The sequence below is a fragment of the Acinetobacter sp. RUH 2624 genome (genome assembly GCF_000162375.2).
GTDB lineage: Bacteria > Pseudomonadota > Gammaproteobacteria > Pseudomonadales > Moraxellaceae > Acinetobacter > Acinetobacter nosocomialis.
Map to the genome: position 1 here is coordinate 2,789,608 of NZ_KI391939.1, position 22,158 is coordinate 2,811,765.

General features: G+C 39.9%; 15 protein-coding genes and 1 tRNA gene. 6 read left to right on the plus strand and 10 right to left on the minus strand.

Translation table 11 applies throughout. The features are described from left to right. Positions 1-76: transfer RNA gene (locus tag HMPREF0014_RS19745), tRNA-Glu, on the plus strand. A 92-nt stretch (positions 77-168) separates the two neighbouring features. Here HMPREF0014_RS19745 and HMPREF0014_RS19750 read toward each other — a convergent pair. Further along, the gene (locus HMPREF0014_RS19750) at positions 169-1,116 is read right to left on the minus strand and encodes a hypothetical protein (protein ID WP_002051758.1); all 948 of its coding nucleotides are present in this window, start codon (positions 1,114-1,116) and stop codon (positions 169-171) included. Positions 1,117-1,390: 274 nt separating this feature from the next. Between HMPREF0014_RS19750 and HMPREF0014_RS19755 the strand changes: the two genes are divergently transcribed. After that, positions 1,391-1,729 carry a membrane protein gene (locus HMPREF0014_RS19755; RefSeq protein ID WP_006581053.1) on the plus strand — a complete coding sequence of 113 codons (339 nt, stop codon included), beginning with the start codon at positions 1,391-1,393 and terminating at the stop codon, positions 1,727-1,729. A gap of 19 nt (positions 1,730-1,748) precedes the next feature. On the opposite strand, the gene HMPREF0014_RS19760 is transcribed toward HMPREF0014_RS19755, so the two are convergent. The 5 genes from HMPREF0014_RS19760 to HMPREF0014_RS19780 form a co-directional block, all read right to left on the minus strand. Then, positions 1,749-2,705: a cation diffusion facilitator family transporter gene (locus HMPREF0014_RS19760; protein WP_002051646.1), complete on the minus strand. Its 957-nt coding sequence runs from the start codon at positions 2,703-2,705 to the stop codon at positions 1,749-1,751. Positions 2,706-2,836: 131 nt separating this feature from the next. After that, positions 2,837-5,995 (minus strand): CusA/CzcA family heavy metal efflux RND transporter, encoded by a 3,159-nt coding sequence (locus HMPREF0014_RS19765; protein ID WP_006581052.1) that lies wholly within the window; start codon positions 5,993-5,995, stop codon positions 2,837-2,839. Next, on the minus strand, positions 5,985-7,193 hold the full coding sequence (locus HMPREF0014_RS19770; protein ID WP_006581051.1) for an efflux RND transporter periplasmic adaptor subunit: 1,209 nt from the start codon (positions 7,191-7,193) through the stop codon (positions 5,985-5,987). Before HMPREF0014_RS19770 ends, HMPREF0014_RS19765 begins: the two co-directional genes overlap by 11 nt. Continuing rightward, on the minus strand, positions 7,193-8,602 hold the full coding sequence (locus HMPREF0014_RS19775) for a TolC family protein (protein WP_006581050.1): 1,410 nt from the start codon (positions 8,600-8,602) through the stop codon (positions 7,193-7,195). Before HMPREF0014_RS19775 ends, HMPREF0014_RS19770 begins: the two co-directional genes overlap by 1 nt. 57 nt (positions 8,603-8,659) lie before the next feature. Further along, on the minus strand, positions 8,660-9,055 hold the full coding sequence (locus tag HMPREF0014_RS19780; protein ID WP_331422634.1) for a cation efflux protein, CzcI-like: 396 nt from the start codon (positions 9,053-9,055) through the stop codon (positions 8,660-8,662). Between the two features lie 153 nt (positions 9,056-9,208). Between HMPREF0014_RS19780 and HMPREF0014_RS19785 the strand changes: the two genes are divergently transcribed. Continuing rightward, positions 9,209-9,901 (plus strand): hypothetical protein, encoded by a 693-nt coding sequence (locus tag HMPREF0014_RS19785; RefSeq protein WP_006581048.1) that lies wholly within the window; start codon positions 9,209-9,211, stop codon positions 9,899-9,901. 330 nt (positions 9,902-10,231) lie between these two features. Next, the gene (locus tag HMPREF0014_RS19790; RefSeq protein ID WP_004711619.1) at positions 10,232-10,612 is read left to right on the plus strand and encodes an SEL1-like repeat protein; all 381 of its coding nucleotides are present in this window, start codon (positions 10,232-10,234) and stop codon (positions 10,610-10,612) included. A gap of 43 nt (positions 10,613-10,655) precedes the next feature. Here HMPREF0014_RS19790 and ettA read toward each other — a convergent pair whose 3' ends face one another. Then, positions 10,656-12,317, minus strand: coding sequence for an energy-dependent translational throttle protein EttA (gene ettA / locus HMPREF0014_RS19795; RefSeq protein WP_002052196.1), 1,662 nt, complete (start codon positions 12,315-12,317; stop codon positions 10,656-10,658). Between the two features lie 220 nt (positions 12,318-12,537). Beyond that, a complete protein-coding gene (locus HMPREF0014_RS19800; RefSeq protein ID WP_006581046.1) occupies positions 12,538-14,259 on the minus strand; it encodes a thiamine pyrophosphate-dependent enzyme in 1,722 nt (573 codons plus the stop codon). Between the two features lie 254 nt (positions 14,260-14,513). Here HMPREF0014_RS19800 and HMPREF0014_RS19805 point away from each other — a divergent pair, with 254 nt between their 5' ends. Together HMPREF0014_RS19805 and HMPREF0014_RS19810 are read left to right on the plus strand one after the other, a co-directional pair. After that, a complete protein-coding gene (locus tag HMPREF0014_RS19805) occupies positions 14,514-15,797 on the plus strand; it encodes an aminotransferase class I/II-fold pyridoxal phosphate-dependent enzyme (protein WP_006581045.1) in 1,284 nt (427 codons plus the stop codon). Positions 15,798-16,071: 274 nt separating this feature from the next. Continuing rightward, positions 16,072-16,962: an SDR family NAD(P)-dependent oxidoreductase gene (locus tag HMPREF0014_RS19810; protein ID WP_004711613.1), complete on the plus strand. Its 891-nt coding sequence runs from the start codon at positions 16,072-16,074 to the stop codon at positions 16,960-16,962. A 68-nt stretch (positions 16,963-17,030) separates the two neighbouring features. Here the strand turns inward: HMPREF0014_RS19810 and HMPREF0014_RS19815 are convergent, their stop codons facing one another. Together HMPREF0014_RS19815 and HMPREF0014_RS19820 are read right to left on the minus strand one after the other, a co-directional pair. Then, positions 17,031-19,220 (minus strand): SulP family inorganic anion transporter, encoded by a 2,190-nt coding sequence (locus HMPREF0014_RS19815; protein WP_020992315.1) that lies wholly within the window; start codon positions 19,218-19,220, stop codon positions 17,031-17,033. Between the two features lie 300 nt (positions 19,221-19,520). Further along, entirely contained in the window at positions 19,521-21,872 is a 2,352-nt protein-coding gene (locus HMPREF0014_RS19820) for a Tex family protein (protein ID WP_020992316.1), read from the minus strand. Positions 21,873-22,158: the final 286 nt, after the last annotated feature.

Sequence of the window (22,158 nt, forward strand, 5' to 3'; positions counted from 1 at the left end):
GTCCCTATCGTCTAGAGGCCTAGGACATCGCCCTTTCACGGCGGTAACCGGGGTTCGAATCCCCGTAGGGACGCCAAATTCTAAAAAGCCACTGCATGAAGACAGTGGCTTTTTTCTTATCTACGCAATAAAAAAGCTGATTATCAATCAGCTTCTCATTTATGTAATTTAATTCGCAATTCCAACTTGGACTTCAAGACGACCTGATTGAACCCGTAGTCCTTTTATTTCGAATTGATCTACCAGTTGCTGCACAAGTTCACGGCTTTCCCTCAAAATATTGAGTCCCGGTAAAATACTAAAGTCTGTCAAGCTTAAAAGTTTTTCTACCATCCATGAACGGTTGTTAATAAAATCAATAAACCCTGCCTGTTCAAGGTCAATAAACCACATACGGTGACCATCACGCTGAATACCCGGAATATCACGAATCAAATGATTAATCAGTGAGGGTATAGGCAACATGTTAATGACTTCAAAACCTACTCGGCCAATACGGCGGACTGCCCAATTCGACAATGTTCCACCATGACGTATTTGCACATCCAGACTTTCATCCATTTGACGTAAACGTAAGAATTTTTCTTGCCCAATACGGCATTCCAATACCCGAAAATCTAAACTCAGCCGATATAGGAAACGGTGATAGTGCCCATCGATTTCCACCTGAAACCGATCATTGCCACATTGAACTTTAATATCATCAATTTCTGAACGATCTATACGTTTACGAATTTGACTGTTTAACAACATCTCAGGCAAATATAAATTCAGCGTACTTTTCCCCAGAAAAGTACGAGCCATAATTAAGGCAACCTGACGCGCAGTTTCACTCGTTTCAGACACCATATCTCTAACAGTTCCTGCTGCCAGATTGGTCATGCCAACGACCCCACGCTTTGTATGAGTTGTTACATGATCTAAAGCATCCAAGGCTGCATCTGCAACCTCTGCAAGATTACGTGTCGTATCACTAGCAAACCCAACGGCATCATGAGCATGTTGCAAGGTCTTATGCAGCAAACGGCGTGAGAATGACAGTTTTATAGGGTCAGGGTTCCCTGAAACTGTTGATGTCGTTATAGGCTCCGACTTATTGTCATCTTCTTGACCCAAGTCCCTCTCCTTTTTATATTTCTTTCGCATCCCATTAATCAGCTTTTCAGCTCATTTCCAGTGTTGAACACACTTGGTTTTTATCTAGATTAGCATGCTCTACGGTACTATTTTAACTTTTATGTGTACGCATAAATCATCATTTTTTCATATATGCTTGTTTCAAAAAAGTATTTTTATATCTAACTTTTATATCACTTTTTAAAAGCCCTACAATTTTTTTCCTTTCTTTGCATTTCCGTTAGAATAGATTCAAATTTAATGTGGAGCTGTCATGCAATATCGTTGCCCTCAATGTCAAAGTGTTAAAATTATGCCAGTAAGCCAAGGTGTTAACAGTGCCAAACCTGTTGTGCCTAAGAGCTTAGTGATTTTAGTTCCTGCCATTTTTGTACTATTACTCTTGGTTGTAATTAGTATTTTTATGTGGATTTTTGGCAATGGTGCAGGCACTTCTCTACAAATTGCAACGGTCGTTGTTTTTGTTGTGACTCTAGGGGCGGGTTTTATGTTCTGGCGTGATTTGCCGGACTTTAAATTGTCTATGCAAGCATTTATGCAGTCACAAAAATATTGGAAATGTCGTGACTGCAATCATGAATGGGAAATTTAAAAAAATTATTCACATCAGCTTAGTGCTGATGTGAATGTTCTTTATCAGTCTCATCATGTTCATGTGAAGCATGTTGAGCGATATGCTGACAATTGATCTCGGCATCATCTTCAATTTGCAATGTCACTTCGCCAATACCATGCTCATGAGAAAGCATTTCAACAGCATCTTGATAGAGCTTAGTACGGTCAGCTTCAGGCGCAAATAAGTGCACAGTTAAATGAATGTTTTTAGAAGTAATCGCCCATACCTTGAGTTGGTGAATACTTTCAACACCATTTAAAGACAATAAATCTGCACGTAACTTTTCGATATCGACTTCTTCAGGTACGCCTTCGAGCAAAATATTAATACTTTGTTTCAGTAAAACCCAAGTTCTTGGTAATACCCAAAAACCAATCAATACCGCAATAATCGTATCGACCCAGTACCAGTTGGTGAAGTAAATCACAACTGCACCAATAATAACGCCAACCGAGCCTAGTGCATCACTCAACACCTCTAAATAAGCACCTTTCACGTTTAAGCTGTTATTGGCACTCGACATGAGGATTTTCATTGAGATAAGGTTAATCACTAAACCAATGGTTGCCACAATGAGCATACCCACACTTTGAATTTCAGGCGGCTTAGAGAAGCGAATATAAGCTTCATATAAAATATAAATTGCCACTACGAAAAGCATGAGCGCATTAAATAATGCAGCCAAAATTTCAAAGCGCTGATAACCAAAAGTACGTTTATTATCGGCTGGACGCTTCGCAATCTGAATTGCAATCAGAGCAATTGCCAGAGCAGCGGCATCGGTAAACATATGCGCAGCGTCGGAGAGTAATGCCAAACTTTGTGTAATTAATCCAGCAACGACCTCAACAATTAAAAATGTTGAAGTTAGTGCTAAAGCAATCATTAATTTCTTAGCATTACCTTCAGTCACTACAGCATGACTATGATCATGACCATGTTGTCCACCCATTTTGCGGACTCCTTATTATTTATCTTTATGGTGAGGTAAAGATAACGATGGAAACATCACTACCTTTACCTCTTTCAAACACTTTTTTGAATTGACGCTGTCATCAAAAAAGATATCTCAAAACGATGACATTATGAATGCTCAGCGCTTTTCGCTTTGCTTTCATTCATCCATCGATAAATGACCGGTAATAAAACCAAAGTTAATATCGTAGATGAAATAATGCCACCGATTACGACCGTTGCCAAAGGTCGTTGCACTTCGGCTCCAGTTCCTGTTGCCAAAGCCATCGGAATAAAACCAAGTGAAGCAACAAATGCTGTCATTAATACTGGACGTAATCGTAATACCGCTCCTTTCCAGGTTGCCGCATGAACATCTAAAGTTGTTCTCAGCTCTTTAATAAACGTGAGCATGACCAAACCATTTAATACTGCAACACCCGATAAAGCGATAAAACCGACTCCAGCAGACATCGAAAGTGGTATATCTCTCAACCATAAAGCCACTAATCCGCCAGATAAAGCGAAAGGAACTCCACTAAATACCAGTAAGCTGTCTTTAAAATTGCTGAATACAGCCATGAGCAACACAAAGATCATGATGAGCGCCATCGGCACGACGATTTGCATTCTTGCTGTAGCAGAAGCAAGATTCTCAAACTGTCCTCCATAGCCTAACCAGTAACCGCTAGGTAGCTTTTGCTGTGCCAGTTTGCTTTGCATCTCTTGTACAAAAGACCCAAGATCACGGTCACGCACATTTGCTGTCACAATGACACGGCGCTTACCATTTTCACGACTTACTTGAGCAAGGCCTAGAATATTCTCAACCTTAGCGACGTCTTGTAACTGAATCAGACCACCATTTGGTAAGCGAATCGGTAACTGAGCTAACTGCTGAGGCGTACGCATGTTTTCCTGCAAACGAATCACAAAATCGAAACGTCTATCTCCCTGTAAAATTTGCCCTACACTCTGCCCTCCAATACTGGCAGCCACGATATCTTGAATAGATTTGACTGATAGACCGTATTGGGCAGCCAATGCATGATCAACATCTACATTTAGTAATGGCAAACCGTCAGTCTGTTCAACTTTGACTTCACTGGCACCCGGAATGCTACGTAGCTGTTGAGCTATTTTTTCCGCTTCCTGATTGAGAACCTGCATATCGTCCCCAAAAATTTTCACCCCAATATCACTACGTACACCTGAAATAAGCTCATTAAAACGTAGTTCAATCGGTTGTGAAAATTCACTGTTATTACCAGGAATCTGGTTCACGAACTGCAGCATTCTGGCACGCAGTTCATCTATCGTTTCTTTAGGGTTTGGCCATTGATCGTGTGGTTTTAATAAAACAATACCATCGGAAATATTAGGAGGCATGACATCTGTAGCAACCTCGGCTGTTCCTGTTCTTGCAAAAATGGCTTTAATTTCGGGAAAAGCTTTCAATAACTGCTTTTCCACATTCTCCTGAATCTTAAGCGACTCTTCTATGCCAGTGCTCGGTGCACGCATGAGTTGCAGTGCAAAATCACCTTCACTTAACTGAGGTGCGAACTCACTACCCACTCGTGTTGCAATTGCACTTGTCAAAATCAAGATGCTAACCGCTGCTGTGACAACAACATATCGGAAGGCATAAGCCTTATCGAGTAAGCCTGCATAACCTTTTTTCAAGGTCATCATCCAGCGGCTTTCTTTTTCCTTCACCTCACCCGTAACAAACAAAGCAACAGCTGCCGGCACAAAGGTCACAGATAAAATAATTGCTCCCAATAACGCTAAAACGACGGTCATTGCCATAGGATGGAACATTTTTGCTTCTACGCCTGCTAAAGCAAAAATTGGTAAGTACACGACCATAATGATGATCTGACCAAATATTAATGGACGTCGTGCTTGTTTAGCGGCTAGAAAGACCTCTGTAAAGCGTTCTGAACGTGTTAGTAAGCGACCTTTTAAATGCTGCGCTTCAGCTAAACGCCGAATACAGTTTTCAACAATAACAACTGCTCCATCGACAATGATCCCGAAGTCTAAAGCTCCCAAACTCATCAGGTTGGCACTGATTTTTTGTTCTGCCATGCCCGTTAAGGTAAAAAGCATTGCCAATGGAATAATACAAGCAGTAATTAAAGCGGCACGAAAGTTTCCTAAAAAGATGAACAGGATAACGATGACTAAAATCGCTCCTTCAATCAAATTTTTAGCTACTGTTTTAATTGCTTTATCTACGAGGCTACTACGATCATAGACTGTTTCAATCACCACACCCTGAGGGAGTGATCTTTGGATTTCCTGAACTTTTTGATCAATCGCTTTGGCAATGGTTTTACTGTTTTCACCCATCATCATCATGGCGATACCTAAAACAGTTTCCTGTCCATTATAGGTAGCACCACCAGTACGCAAATCATGACCAATCGATACTGAGGCCACATCAGCAACACGTATAGGCAAACCGTTTTTCGTGGCGACCGTAACGTTCTGGATATCTTGTATCGACGTCAGCATACCCGGAACACGAACTGTGAGTTGCTGACCATTCTCTTCAATAAATCCGGCACCGCGGTTTTCATTGTTATTTTGAAGCGCATCTTGTAAATCGGTGAGGGGAATCTGCAACTGCTGTAACCGCGTCAGATCTGGTGAAACCACATAGGTTTTGTTGTATCCACCAATGCTATTAACCTCGGCTACCCCTTGTACGCGTTGTAACTGAGGACGAATAATCCAGTCTTGAATTTCACGCAGATCCATTGCGCTATAGGCTGAACCATCTGCTTTTTTAGCATTTGGTTCCGCTTTTACCACCCATTGATAAATCTCACCAAGTCCAGTTGAAATTGGAGACATTTGCGGATCAATACTATCGGGTAAAGCGCTCTTAGCTTCTTGTAAACGTTGATTAATGAGTTGCCTTGCCCAATAAATATCAGTGCCATCTTTAAAGATAATGGTGACCTGAGAAAGACCATATCTGGATATTGAACGAGTCTGTTCCAGATTTGGAATGCCAGACATGGCATTTTCAATCGGATAAGTAATCCTTTGCTCAACTTCCGGTGCTGTAAAACCATTAGCCTGACTATTGATTTGTACCTGTACGTTGGTGATATCTGGCACGGCATCAATTGAAAGTTTCTGGTAGCTATAAATTCCGACACCAATCCAAGCAATGACAAACATCATGACCCAAATGGCATTATTAATTGAAAACTGAATGATCCGATCAAACAAACCTTCAGCCGCTGGCAAATCAGGTTTATTAATGTCCATGCTCAGCCTCCCCTTTTTCAAGTTCGGACTTGAGCAAGAAACTACCTTGAGTCACATATTGCTGCTTTTCAGTAATTCCGGATTTAACTTCGACCCATTGTGCATCTGAAGAATAATTGCCTAACTCTACAGCAACAGGAGCAAAATGAATTTTATCCTTCTCCTGTTTTGCAACAAAGACTACATTCTTTCCATCAATCTGTTGTACCGCTGCCTTGTTAACTCGTAATACAGTCGCTGCATTATTTTGTTTGAGTAATACATTGACCATTAAATTAGGGCGTAATTCTTTTGAAGGTGTCAGCACCTTAGCACGAACCTGTAAACGACCAGTTTGACTATCCGCTTCGGACGTTAAACTTTGTACCTGTGCTTTAAAAATATTGTTCGTTTGCAGCGATTTAAATTCAATTTCCTGATTAGGCTGAATATTGGTATTTGTACTTGGCAATACAAACTCAACCCATAGCTGATCTAGGCGATCAATAACAAATAACTGTTTTTCAGGGCCAATTTGCTCACCAATAACAATATCTTTACTACTGATTACACCGCTTAAAGGTGCAGTTAAAACATATCGACCTTTACTTGAGCGAGTCGCTCCCAAGGCACTTAAACGGCTATTTGCAGCTTGTACCTGAATTTGCGCTTGACGATAAGCATTGTAAGCACGCTGATAATCTTGACGTGCTGAAACACCTTGCTCCCACAATTGTTTTTCACGCTGATAATCTTGCTGAGCTAATGTTAGCGCTTCTTGCGCCATGCTTAAGTTAGCTTGTTGATCGACTAAATCTGGTACAAATAAAGTCGCAAGCGCCTGTCCCTTTTCAACTTGTTGTCCCAGCGCAACATTTACACTATCCACTCGGGCAGAAAATGTTGAAGAGACATGTGCTTGCTGGTCTGTATTTACAACAAGTTTGGCAGGGTATGAGAGATTCTGCTCAACTTCTCCGCGCCCTACTTGCTCTAACTTCACACCATATTCAACCAGTTGCTTGGAAGTGAGATTTAAACTTCCTTCCTCTTTTTCAGTCTCTCCATGACCCGCTTCACCTTCTGCATGCCCTTCTTCACTTTTTTCAGTAGTAGACTGCTTTTTCCCTGAGAAAAATAACCAAGCACTTAAAGCAAGACAAGCAATCAGCAGCGAAAGAGCAATAATCCATTGGTTTTTCATTTTTTTAACTGACATTACTCTGCCCCTCCAACTGTTGGCAACTTATAGGTGTCTTGCCATAAATTTTGATTAATTTGATTTAATGCATCTCCGGACATCACCATATTTGGATCGATCCCGAGAGCTAAACTTTCAGCCTCAATTGCTTTTTGCCAAGCAGATTTAAGGAGTTGAACTTTTTTCAAACGTTGTTCTTGTAATTGCAGGGTAGATTGCTGAACATCAGTAATTGCAAATTTACCGACTTTGAAGCCAAGCAACATTTTCTCCTGTACCGTCTCTGATAAAGGAATCTGTTGTTCATTCATCAAGTTATATTGCTGCTTTAAACCAGCCAACTCGTACTGTAGAGTACGAATAGAATCTAGGCTTTGCTTTTTATAAAAACTTTGCTGCTGGGCAATTAAATCAAGTTTGCTTTGGGCAATTTTCAGGGCATATTGCTGGCGATTAAAAATGTTTAAGGGAACCGCAATACCTACTCGAATCTGATTTTCGGTACTGCTCGTTTCTGCGGTTTTGCTACGAACCACGCCCATATTTACGGTAGGTGTTGGACGATTTTTTGCTCTTAAATAATTAATTTCAGAATTTTGTTGGATGGCTTGAAGCCGCATGGACTGTTCTAACAAATTCTGTTTTAAGTATTGATCGATGTCACCTTCATTTTTTAAAGGCCACGCACTTTTTATATCTGGACGTAAGGTGAAGTTATTTTCAGTTTCACCCCATAAGTTCGCCAATTTTCTTTTGGCACTACTTAGTGATAATTCAACTTCCTGATATAAACGTTGGTTTTCAACATGCGTCATTAAAGTCCGGTCTAAATCAACCTGAGCAATACTACCGGCCTGAAAGCGTAAACGAGTAGCATCTAAAAGGTTCTTACTCGTTTTTAATTGTGCTTTGGCAACTTCATGTTCAAGTTCCAAAATCGAAACTTGTGACCATAAATATTTGACAGCAAGCTTTAGCTGAGCCTCATATAAAACCTGATTTAACTCAACTTGATTTTGCTGGACACTTGCCAGTTTTTTTGCTGCGGAACGTACACCAAAAACATCTAGTTTTTGCGATATACCAAGTTCTAGTTCCTGATCTTTTCCAGATTTAAAACCCGTTTGCTGTACAGAAACCGTCGGATTTTCCCATAACTGGCTCTGTCTGATATTGCTCTCTGCGATATCTTGTTGAGCTTGCCAAATTCCTGTTTGTGTCTGAAATTGCTTAACCTGCTCTAGTACTTGCTCAAACGTTAAAACATTCTGTACACGTTGCGGTTGAGTATTTTCAGCAAGGTTTTGATTTGAATTAGCCGCAGTTGTTACAACACTAGTTGAAAGCGCAACTGCAACAACTAATGATTTAAGTATCCAAGATGAGCTCAGACTAACGAAACGTTTTTCGTATATAAAAATAGACATAAAGTAACCCTATGAAATAAATAATATTTCTGGTGGGTTATTTTTCGGCTACCCCACCTATAGCAGGGTTAAAACAGGAGGCGGGTCTTGTTTAGAGATATGAGGAGACTTATAAGAATTAGACCAATAATATTGTTGTTTTGGCTCAGATGACTGTATTAACGGTGAAACAATTTTTTCTTGTGCTTCTACAATCACAACATGAAAACATGAAGGTAAATGATCATGATGATCAGACAAGTTCAAAGGAGCTTTGTGACTAATCCCTGCGACGTCAGTCTTTTCAGTATGGCTATGCTGTGAAGATTCATAACTCAAAGCAGCATGATGTCCAAAATGATGTAATGCTTTTTCCTGATTTTCATGGGCGCAAAATGCCGCTGCCACATTCCATAAACTTTGGAATATAAGCAAACAGAATAAGACGGACATGAAAAGTGCAGAACGTGGCAACAGCACACCATTAAACTAAAAAGTTGAACAAAGCCACTATAGCAGGCTCCCGCCATGTAATAAAATTACAAAACATTGAATTATAGGTTCACTTTTTTACTCAGAAATTTTCCAAATTTTTCTGCATAAAAGAATTTTTTTAGAGCAATATGTATGTATAAAACTTTAACTACTTTTATATTAGTAACTTGCCTCGGTTTAAGCGGTTGTGCAACTACAATGTTGTCCAATACCCTTCCTAGCGAAACAACCGAAGTTAAGACAAATATTTTAAAAATTGATCAGATTATTGCACTCGGGCAAGCCGTTAAAGATGACCAAAAACAAGGTATTGTCTTTGTTGGTCAAGACTATAATTACTTAATGACTGATGGTAGTTCTGAATTTTTAAAGATTATTAAAACTATACCTGCTAATGACAGAACACTTAATATCCCTTCCCCTCTTATACTCACTATGGAAGATGCAAATCATTTCAATGGTGTAATCCAAGTTCGCTATAACACCCAATTAGGAAATCTCAACGAAAAACAAAAAGATATGTTAAAAAAATTGGGGTTTAGAGAAAATTTTAATGCAGTACTTGAGCAACAAAAAAATCAGTACCCATATATTAATATTTTTTTCAAAGGCCAACTGTATGAAGCTAAAAATCCAAAAGATATACAGCAAAAATTAGAAAAACCATATGCCGTTGAACTACAAGAAAAAATTGAAACAACAACGAAACACCCGTTTAAAAGCGCTACTCGCAAAGTACTCTATCCATTAGCGATGACTTTTGATGTAGTAACTATTTATCCTTTATTAATTTGGTCTGATTTAAGAGGCGATTTTAATAAATAAAAACTTTTTACTTAAATACAAAACCAGCTTTAAAGCTGGTTTTGTTTAAAAAAATTTCTTTTGTTTGATATTGATAACTCTTATTGAATTCTTCGCATTTCAAAAAAAATTATGTTCTAGTTTTAAATTTACTCAAGAGAGTCTTTGTTTACCTATAAATTTCGCTAAGCGTAAAAACATCTGTAACTTTTATGTAAGCTAAAACCTCATCATTTTTCATCCAAATGCGCTATATCACATTTACAAAATAAAACATAAGATTTCAATATAAGGGACTAGCTTAAAAGTGTGAGTCAATTCAATCAGATTGAGGAACAAGGGGAGACTATCATGGATATGAAAACAATCAAGCATGGGCTTAATCACTTGTTTGCCTTTGAAAACTTACCAGCCGATATGCATTCACAAGCTGAGGATGAAATTGAACAAGGCTTACGCTTTGAAGAGTTAGCCGTACAAGATCATGAACGTATGCAAAATTGGCTAGATATTACCCCAAACGACCGCAATGCGATGTGGTGTTACCTCCGTGCAGCTTTAAGAGGTAATGCTGACGCTTCTTTTAAACTTGGTATTGGCTATTTAAATGGTCAATTTGGTTTAGATAAAAACTACACTGAAGCTGAAAAGTGGTTAAACAAAGCAGCAAGTCAAGGTCATCCCGACGCTGAACGTTGCTTACAAGAAGCTTTCAGTAAACTTGCCTTCTAATAAAAAAACCAGCCCTTAGGCTGGTTTTTCAATTTAGGTGTAATTAGCCACCAATTTTTTTGTATTTCTTACGATGTGGTTGAGCATCATCACCAAGCTTAGCACGGCGATATGCTTCAAACTCGGTATAGTTACCTGTATAGAACTCTGGTTGCTCATCTTCAAATGACAAGATGTGAGTTGCAATACGGTCAAGGAACCAACGGTCATGCGATACAACCATTACCGTACCAGGGAATACCAAAATTGCATCTTCCAGTGCACGTAAAGTTTCTACGTCCAAGTCGTTTGATGGCTCATCCAGTAAGATAACGTTTGCACCTTGCTGTAAGATTTTTGCAAGTTGTAAACGGTTACGCTCACCACCTGACAATTCACCTACGCGTTTTTGCTGATCTTGGCCTTTAAAGTTAAAGCGACCAATATAAGCACGTGATGCAATTTCATAATCGCCCACTTTCAAGATATCTAAACCGCCAGAAACTTCTTCCCAAACTGTTTTGTTATCATCTAAAGTGTCACGAATCTGACCAACATAAGCAACTTTAACCGAATCACCCAGTGTTACAGTACCGGTGTCAGGTTTTTGCTCGCCTGTCATCATGCGGAATAAAGTCGTTTTACCCGCACCGTTAGGACCTACAATACCGACAATCGCTGCTGGTGGTACCGTAAATGACAAGTTTTCGTAAAGTAAACGGTCACCAAATGATTTACTGATGTTCTCTACTTCAACAACCTTGTTACCTAAACGTGGACCAGGTGGAATATAGATTTCAGAGGTCTCGTTACGCTGTTGGAATTCGCGTGAGTTAAGTTCTTCAAAACGCTCCATACGCGCTTTGTTTTTCTTTTGCTGACCTTTCGCATTTTGACGAACCCATTCAAGTTCTTTTTTCAATGCTTTAGCAAAAGATTCTTCTTGTTTCTGCTCTTGTTCTAAACGAGCATTTTTTTGCTCCAACCAAGAAGTATAGTTACCTTGGTAAGGAATACCATGCCCACGGTCAAGCTCTAAGATCCACTCTGCAACGTTATCAAGGAAATAACGGTCATGCGTAATCGCAACAATTGTACCAGGGAAGTCTTTTAAGAAACGCTCTAACCACGATACAGACTCTGCATCCAAATGGTTCGTCGGTTCGTCAAGAAGTAACATATCTGGTTTAGAGAGCAATAAACGGCAAAGTGCTACACGGCGGCGTTCACCACCTGAAAGCTTACTTACGTCTGCATCCCATGCTGGAAGATTCAAGGCATCTGCCGCGATTTCAAGCTGGTTATTTAAGTTGTGTGCATCCCAAGCATGGATAATTGATTCTAATTTTTCCTGCTCTTTTGCAAGCGCATCAAAATCTGCATCTGGGTCTGCATATTCTGCAAATACCTGATCAAGACGTTCTAAAGCATCTAGAGCTTCACGTACGCCATCTTCAACGTTACCACGAACGTCTTTAGTTGGATCAAGCGGCGGTTCTTGCTCTAAATAGCCGATTTTAATTCCAGGTTGTGCACGAGCTTCACCAGAGAAATCTTTATCTACGCCAGCCATAATACGAAGCAAGGTAGATTTACCCGCACCGTTCAAACCGAGCACACCAATTTTGGCACCCGGGAAAAATGATAAAGAGATGTCTTTTAAGATTTCGCGCTTTGGCGGAACCATCTTAGACACTCGGTTCATCGTATAAATATATTGGGCCACGCAGGACTCCTCAATTGAAAAACCAACAGATCGCAATGAGCGAAAAATAGTAGCTATTATATGCTGAACGCAGCAAAAAAATAAGGCGTGATTAAGTTTAATCGTTTTTTATAACTGATAAATGACGTCAAAATTGTTTCCTGATATAAAAAATGCATGATCTTGAATCATGCATTTTTCGCTTATTACACTGCTTGAAGATGAGCTCTTCTACATAGATTTATTTAATAAAATTATTGACTAACAAATTTTTAACATCATCTACCCGACCCGACATTAACGCTTTAATCGCATAGAGAGAGGTTGAAGAAACCTGATTCAGGTTAGGATCTGGCGGCATTACCAGCTCCATCGGATTGGTATGCACATCGAGTAAAGCAGGACCATCGTGTTTTAAAAAACTTTCCACTGCCTGTTCTAACCCGTTACCATGCGTTATCGTTTGTCCATGCAAACCAATTACGCGAGCAAGCTGACCGAAATCAGGATTGAGCAGGTCAGTATAATGGTCGAGCAAACCTTCCACTTTTTGTTCAAGCTCTACAAAATTGAGCGAACTATTATTAAATACCACAATCTTGATTGGCAGTTTTTCTTGAATTGTGGTGAGCAGATCTCCCAGTAACATGGCTAAGCCACCATCTCCACATAATGCAATGATCTGGCGGTTCGGGAATGCTTTTTGGGCTCCAAGTGCCTGCGGCATGGCATTAGCCATAGTGCCATGTAACAAACTGGTAAAGGTTCGACGTTTTCCATTTACATCAATATGCCTTAATACCCATACCATCGGTGAGCCACCATCTCCGAAGAAAATTGCATCTTGATCTGCATAACGGTTGAGTAAAGACACCAGATATTGTGGATGAATCAGCCCATCTTTACCTACCCGCTCTTCTTTACGTCGTATTTCATCGCTCTCATGTTTCAACGCAAGACAATGATCTAGAAAATCACGCTCATGACGTGTTTCAAGCAGTGGCAATAATGCATCGAGTGTAGATGAAATTTTACCCACGGCACCTAATGTAATCGGATGGCGACGCCCCAAATGGGTCGGATCAATATCAATTTGCAAGATTTTGGCATGGCTTGGATAATACTGTGCCCATGCGAAATCGGTACCTAGCAAGATCAGCAAATCGCAATCCATGAGGGTGTGATAACCCGCTTTATTACCAAAAATACCCGTCATGCCCATATTGTATGGATTGTCGTATTCGACAAAATCCTTAGCACGTGAAGTATGTGCTACAGGAGCTTTTAACTTCTCTGCAAAAGCTACTAGTTGGTCATGCGCATCCTCACACCCAGCACCTGCATAAATTCCAATTCTTTGATGCTGTGAAATCAGGTGAACAATCTGGTTGAGTTCGGACTTATTCGGCAAAATATCGGGATTTGTTTGGCGCGGTACAAAGGGTAGACCCGCCTCAGCCGACGCTGCACTGATATTGGCCGGAACAATAACCACCGCGACACCACGTTTGGTCAGCGCAGCCTGACACGCCATGCTCATAATATGTCTGGCTTGTGAAGGTTGGGTAATCTCTTCACAAAAAACCGAATTTTTTGCATAAACTGATTTAAAATCGACATATTGTGGAAAGTCGACAAATCCTGCCATCTCGGTAGAAATCTGGCTTGCAATCAAAATGACTGGCGCACGATTACGATGCGATTCATACAAACCATTAATGAAGTGTAGGCTTCCTGGCCCACACGATCCTGCACATGCCGTCAAGTGACCACTGAGTAAAGCATCTGTACCTGCTGCAAAACCACCAACCTCTTCGTGGCGCACATGAATCCATTCAATTTTACTCTTAGACATGGAGTCAGTGATATGGTTTAAGGTGTCACCCACAATACCGTAGCAACGTTGAACACCTGCTTGTTCCAGCACCTCAATGATAATATCAGATACTTTTTGAGTACTCATTAGTTCACTTCTCCAGCTTTTTTATCATGAATTGAATTACTTGTGCTTTTATAGTGTTCTTGCGGACGGCAGACCGCCAGTAAGTTTTTGTGGCGTTCTCTCAACTTCATGTAAATTTAATTGAGTGATTCGAAAAAAATAAAAAAAGCTCTTTTATACTTAAAAATGCTGAACTTTACATAAAAATATCTAAATCATGAATAAAGAGTATGCTAAAAAATCTGGATTATTCTTTAACCACTTCGATGATAACAATGTCAAATACATACCGAGACGAAACCTTAGCCATTCACGCAGGCTATACACCTGAAGCAACAACAAAAGCAGTAGCTGTTCCAATTTATCAAACAACTTCATATGCATTTGATAATACCCAACACGGTGCAGACCTTTTCGACTTAAAAGTTCAAGGCAATATTTATACCCGTATTATGAACCCGACCACTGCTGTGCTTGAGCAACGCCTTGCTGCTCTCGAAGGTGGCATTGGTGCTCTAGCTTTAGCATCCGGAATGGCAGCAATTACCTATGCCATTCAAACCATTACTGAGGCGGGAGACAATATTGCTTCAGTCTCAACTTTATATGGCGGTACATACAACTTATTTGCCCATACGCTGCCAAAACAGGGAATCGAAGTTCGCTTTTTCGATTATCAAAAACCCGAAAGCTTACGTAACTTAATAGACGATAAAACTAAGCTTGTTTTTGTCGAGTCAATTGGTAACCCGCTCGGCAATATCATCGATTTAGAAGCAATTTCAAAAATCGCCCATGAATATGGTGTACCTGTCGTTGTCGATAACACGGTTGCCACCCCTGCTTTATTAAAACCATTTCAATATGGGGCTGATATCGTTGTCCATTCGCTTACTAAATATATTGGTGGTCATGGTAATAGTATTGGCGGTGCAATCGTCGATAGCGGTAAATTTCCTTGGGGTAAATATCCAGAACGTTTTAAAGTTTTGAATACACCCGACCCAAGCTATCATGGTGTGAACTATGTCGAAGCATTAGGTGAGGCAGCTTATATTGCACGAGCTCGCGTTGTGCCATTACGCAATACAGGCGCAGCTATTAGCCCGCTCAGTGTTTTCTTAATTTTACAGGGTCTCGAAACTCTAAACTTACGCATTGAACGTCATACTGAAAATGCTCAGAAAATTGCGGAATATTTGCAAAACCATCCGAAAGTAAAATGGGTCAATTACGCAGGCTTAAAAGATCATCCACAACACCAACTTGCGCAAAAATATGTAAAAGGCAAACCTTCTGCAATTTTATCTTTTGGCGTTCAGGATGGCCGTGAAGGCGGTACTCGCTTCATTGATGCATTACAGTTATTTACCCGTCTTGTGAACATTGGCGATGCGAAAAGTTTAGCTTGCCACCCTGCAACCACAACTCACCGCCAGCTCAATGAACAAGAACTAAAAGCTGCCGGCGTAAGTGAAGATATGGTTCGCCTATCTATTGGTATTGAGCATGTAGATGACCTAATTGCCGATTTAGAACAAGCACTTTCATCTGTATAAATTTTAAACTCATCTATCAAGCCTCTGGAATATAGAGGCTTTTTTATTTTTTAAGTCATTTAACCATTGAAAATAATTAATGGATTAGGGTAATAATTTAGAGTTTTTACTCTAAATAAATTGTTAAATTTCATATATTTACACACTAGACAATTTTTAAACATCTATTAAGATAGGGCAATATTTAGGAGTTCATCAGGATGAACCAACGGTTGTAAAAATAAAAATTACATACCGGAATAAATAGCCCCTGCCCCTACTTAGGTAAAATGCTGTGAATAAAAAATTAGAAGCTCTGTTCCAGGAAAAGGTACAAGGTAAAGTCATTTTAGTGACAGGCGCCTCAAGTGGAATCGGTTTAACGATTTCCAATAAACTTGCTGACGCTGGTGCGCATGTTTTACTGGTTGCCCGTACTCAAGAAACATTAGAAGAAGTCAAAGCAGATATTGAAAGCCGTGGCGGTCAGGCATCAATTTTCCCATGTGATCTGAACGACATGGAAATGATTGATCAGGTTTCTAAAGAGATTCTAGCTTCTGTCGATCATATTGATATTTTAATTAATAACGCTGGTCGTTCTATTCGTCGTGCTGTTCATGAGTCTTATGACCGTTTCCACGACTTTGAGCGTACCATGCAATTAAACTACTTTGGCGCTGTGCGTTTGGTTCTTAATATTTTACCGCACATGATTCAACGTAAAGACGGACAAATTATTAATATTAGCTCGATTGGTGTATTGGCAAACGCAACACGCTTCTCGGCTTATGTCGCTTCTAAAGCTGCACTTGATGCATTTAGCCGTTGTCTATCTGCCGAAGTTCATGCACATAAAATTGCAATCACCTCAATTTATATGCCTTTAGTGCGTACTCCTATGATTGCGCCAACTAAAATTTATAAATATGTACCGACTCTATCACCTGAACAAGCAGCGGACTTAATTGCTTATGCGATTGTGAAACGTCCGAAACGTATTGCCACAAACTTAGGCCGTTTAGCTTCTATGACGTATTCGGTAGCACCTGGCATCAACAACATGTTTATGTCGATTGGTTTCCGTCTATTCCCAAGTTCAGATGCAGCAAAAGGTAAAAAGACTGAGAAACTAAATTGGGCACAAAAAGCTTATGCACGTCTTTTCCCTGGTGAGCATTGGTAATCCGCCATATTAAGGTTATTTAAAAATAAAAAAGCGCCTCTCATTAGGCGCTTTTTTATTAATCTTCTTTAAGCATCTAAAAACTCAACATGCCCTGTTTTAACATCATAAATCGCACCAATAATTGCAATCTCACCACGATCTAGCAGATCTTTCAGTACTGTGCTGTTATTAATAATATATTGAATATTGTAGTGAACATTCATTGCTGTCACCTGATTAATAAAAGCTTTGTTTAACTCACGTGGCTGCATAATGTCATATACACTTTCTACCGAACGCATGAGTGGGCCAAGCACATATTGAATATGCGGCATCTCTTTGACATCAGAAACTTGCTTTTGCTGTAAACGTAGCTGACATGCACTGGTCACTGCACCACAGTCTGTATGACCTAAAACTAAAATGACTTTTGAACCTTTTGCCTGACAAGCAAACTCAAGTGAGCCAAGTACTTTTTGACCTGCAATATTACCGGCAATCCTTAAACTAAATAGATCACCAATACCCACGTCAAAAATCATTTCAGTTGGAGCCCGAGAGTCCATACATCCTAAAACAGCCGCAATCGGGTGCTGACCTTCATCTGCGGTGACACGAATTTGACGGTAAATATCACGTTGTAAACGTTCATTTTTTACAAAGCGTTCATTACCTTCTTTAAGTAGAGTAACGACCTGCTGCGGACTTAATTTGCGCTGTAGATCTCTCGTACTAATGTAAATATCCAAAACTGCATCATCCACCTCTTCATAGTGCTGCTTAAATCCAATAAGCTTAAGATCGACTTGGCGTTTAACTGCCGTCTCATTTTGATAGTCTTGAATGACCTGATAGATATCGGGATCAATCGAATCACATTGAGTGGCATCAATAATCAACTGCTGATCTTTATGAACATGCTCTAATGCAGAAATGAGCGCTGAACGATTCAGAAAAGTGACCTGTGATGGAAGCTCAATACGCGTCACAATTCCATGTAAATGCTTTTCTTTATATACGCGAACTCCTTTATTAAAGTTGCCATACAAAATAAATGCACTACTGGTAAATAGACCTACCAAAATTCCGGTTAACAAGTCTGTCAGTAAAATTGCAACGAGAGTGATAATGAAAGGTAAAAACTGTTTCCAGCCTTTTTGATAAAGCTGTTTAAATAATTTTGGATGAGTCAGTTTAAAACCAGTCACAATTAAAATCGCTGCGAGTGCAGACAATGGAATCATGTTCATGAGTTGAACAAAGAATAAAACTGCTAGAAGCAATAATATGCCGTGAATAATCGTTGAATATTTACTCCGCGCCCCTGTATTGGCATTTACAGAACTACGGACAATGACTGAAGTCACTGGCATTCCGCCAATTAAACCTGAAACAATATTCCCCGCACCTTGCGCCCACAGTTCACGATTAGGTGGAGATGAACGCTTTTGAGGGTCAAGTTTGTCTGCGGCTTCTAAGTTTAGTAATGTCTCTAAAGACGCCACGATCGCGAGTGTAATTGCTCCGGTATAAATCAATGGTTCAGCCAGATAGCTAAAGTCTGGAAAAACCAATACCTCTTCTGGTGCTTGTAATATATTTGGTAGTTGAATCAAATTATTGGTTTGGACTGCCCAAGATGAACCAATATTCATTAAAACAAAATTTAAAACTGCAGCAATGACCACAGCAATTAAAGCTGAAGGTAGTGCTAATTTTTTAAGTGGGCTGCTGTCCCAAGCTAAAATTAAAAATAAGCTCAGCAGTCCAATCAACGCCGCGCCAGTGTCAAACTTTTGGATAAGCGTATCTGGTGTAGCAGTCCAAACGTCTTTCCATGAAAAATCAGTCAACCCAAATAAATACGGTAGCTGAGTCACAATAAGAATGGCACCAATGGCAGCCAGTAATCCTAAAATGACATTGTTTGGAATAAAGTTGGCAAAAAAACCTAACTTAAATACACCAAACAGAATTTGTAAAATTCCTGCAAATACAATACACAATAAAAAGGCGGCATAATTGCCGCCTAATTGATCGAGTTGTACAAGGATGACCGCAGTCAACCCTGCTGCTGGGCCAGAGACACTGATGTGAGAACCACTCAGCAGGCCAACAATAATTCCACCAACAATCCCGGCAATAATACCAGAAATGATTGGAGCGCCTGAGGCTAAGGCAATACCCAAACATAAGGGTAAGGCCACGAGAAATACGACCACTCCCGAAAGGAGATCGTTTAAATGAAATCTATTTTTCAGTTCTAAAGCCGGCATAAAAATAACCATTTATAATATAAAAAAACAATCAATTTTTAATGTAACTGCCTGAAAGTGAGGAACTTACTTCAAGGCTCTATCGATATTGTCTGACATCGGGAAAGGGTTAAAGTTGAGTTATGCTATAACGTTGTATAGTTGATTGTAGATTTCACACCGTTTTTGTTGATCTTAAGATTCACCTCATCTTTACCACTGCGATTTCTGAAAAACCGAATTTCACAATTTCTAAAGCAAACTTTAAAAATAATAAAAAACCTCCCGTTTGGGAGGTTTTTTTAGATGTTCTAAAGGCTCTTATTTAGAACCTTTAATTCCTGCTTGTAGTAACAATGCACCAAAACCACCAATTTTTTGTTCTTGTGGTTTTTCTTGTTTGCTACGTTGTGGACGTTCAACCTGATCTTTACGTGGTTGTTGAGGACGCTTACCTTGCGGCTTACGCTCAGAACGCTGTTCGTTATTTTGCTCACGACGCGGTGGACGCTGTGCCTTAACAGGCGCGGCACCTTCTGCACGCATACTCAAGTTCACACGGTTACGCTCAGCATCAACTTGCATCACACGCACTTGTACGATTTGACCTGGTTTTACCACTTTATGCGGATCAGAAACGAATTCATTCGCTAATTCAGAAATATGAACTAAACCATCTTGGTGTACGCCAATATCAACAAAGGCACCAAAATTCGTCACGTTCGTTACAACGCCTTCAAGCTGCATACCTTCAGTCAACTGAGCAACTTCAGTAATGTCTTCACGGAATTTAGCTGTGCGGAATTCTGGACGTGGGTCACGTCCTGGTTTTTCAAGTTCTGCTAAAACATCCTGAATAGTCGGCAAACCGAATTTGTCATCAACAAACTCTTCTGCTTTCACCTGACGAATAATTTCAGTATTACCAATAATGTCTTTAACAGTTGTCGCTTTTGCTGCAACAATTTTCTCGACAAGACCATAACTTTCAGGGTGAACAGCAGAAGCATCTAAAGGTTCAGAACCATTTTGAATACGTAAGAAACCAGCTGCTTGTTCAAAAGTACGCTCGCCTAAACGTGGTACGCTTTTCAACGCTTGACGGTTATCAAAACGGCCATGCTCTTTACGGTATTCAACGATTTGCTGAGCAATTGCTTTGTTTAAACCTGCAATGTAAGCCAAGATTGCTGGTGAAGCAGTATTTACATCAACACCAACAGCGTTCACACAGTCTTCTACCACTGCATCAAGCGTTTTTGCTAAACCAGTTTGATTTACATCGTGTTGATACTGACCTACACCAATCGATTTCGGGTCAATCTTCACAAGTTCAGCAAGTGGGTCTTGTAAACGGCGCGCAATAGATACTGCGCCACGAATTGAAACATCAAGCTCTGGAAGTTCTGCTGCAGCAAGTTCACTTGCAGAGTAAACAGATGCACCTGCTTCGCTTACAGTCACACGTGTTAATTTAAGGTCTGTATTTGCAGCCATCATTTCTGCAACTACAGCTTCTGTTTCACGGCTCGCCGTACCGTTACCAATCGCAATAAGCTCGACATTATATTCACGGCATAGACGTGCAAGCTCAGCAATAGAGCCTTCTTTGTCTTCTTTAGGCGCAAATGGGTAAATCGTGCTGTGAGCAAGTACATCACCAGCATCGCTTACAACAGCCAATTTCACACCAGTACGAATACCAGGGTCAACACCCAAAGTCGTACGACTACCCGCTGGTGCAGATAACAATAAATGACGAAGGTTTTCAGCAAATACCTGCATTGCTTCTGCTTCGGCAGCAAGACGTTTTTCTGTCAGTAATGAATGCTCGATTTGAGGACGAACTTTACCTAACCAGAATAATTTTGCAGTTTGCTTTAAGAAATCTTGACGAGTTTGTGGCTGAACTTGATCTAGGTTGTATTCAGTTTCAATACGTGCCAATGGTGCATCATCTTCACCATCTACTTTTAAACCAAGTACGTTTTCTTGACGACCACGTAACATTGCCAATAAACGATGAGAAGGTAATTTGTTGAGGCCTTCAGAAAATTCAAAGTAATCGCGGAACTTTTTGCCCACTTCTTTCTTTTCTTCAGAAGCAACAGTACTTTTTAGCACTGCTGTTTTTGCAAAAGTCGCTTTTAATTCTGTAGTCAGCGCAATATTTTGTGCCCAATCATCAATCAAAATATGCTGGATTGCATCTAACTGACTTTCAACGTCCGGATAGTCTTCATGACTAAAACCAGCTAATGCTTCTGTCGGATCAATTTGTTCTGAAATAATTTTTTCGGCAATTGGCCCCAGACCCGCTTCTTTCGCCTTGAAAGACTTGCTCGTACGTTTAGGACGGTACGGCGCATAAATTTCTTCTAAAGCATTTTTTGTTTCGGCTGCATTCACCCGCGCCAACAAGTCATCATTCAATTTATTCTGTTCTTGCAATGACTGAATGACCTTTTCACGGCGCTCATATAAATCACGTAAATACGCTAAACGAGTATCTAATTGGCGTAACTGCGTATCATCTAAACCTTGTGTTACTTCTTTACGGTAACGGGCAATGAATGGAACACTGGCACCTTCATCAATTAAGCGGATGGCAGCTTCTACTTGGTTTGGACGTACGGCAAGCTCACTTGCCAACTGCTGAACTAAGTCAGTCATCGTGTTTGATCCCACAAGGATAAAGTTTAAAAGCACTGATTATAAAGACCAAGACTATAAAATCCACACTTGTTTGCGTATTCAAAACGTTTTTTTGTATTGACTGTGAATTTTTCACATTCTTTACTTCATAAAAAACGTTTTAGCTATTCATTTTGGTCTTCAAACCCATATTTTACTTTTTAAAAAATCTGAAATTTATAGGATATCCGTTAAGTAAAATGAAATTTTTAATATAAATTACGAGAAAATGAACATATTGATACAGTATCAGAATGAACAAAAT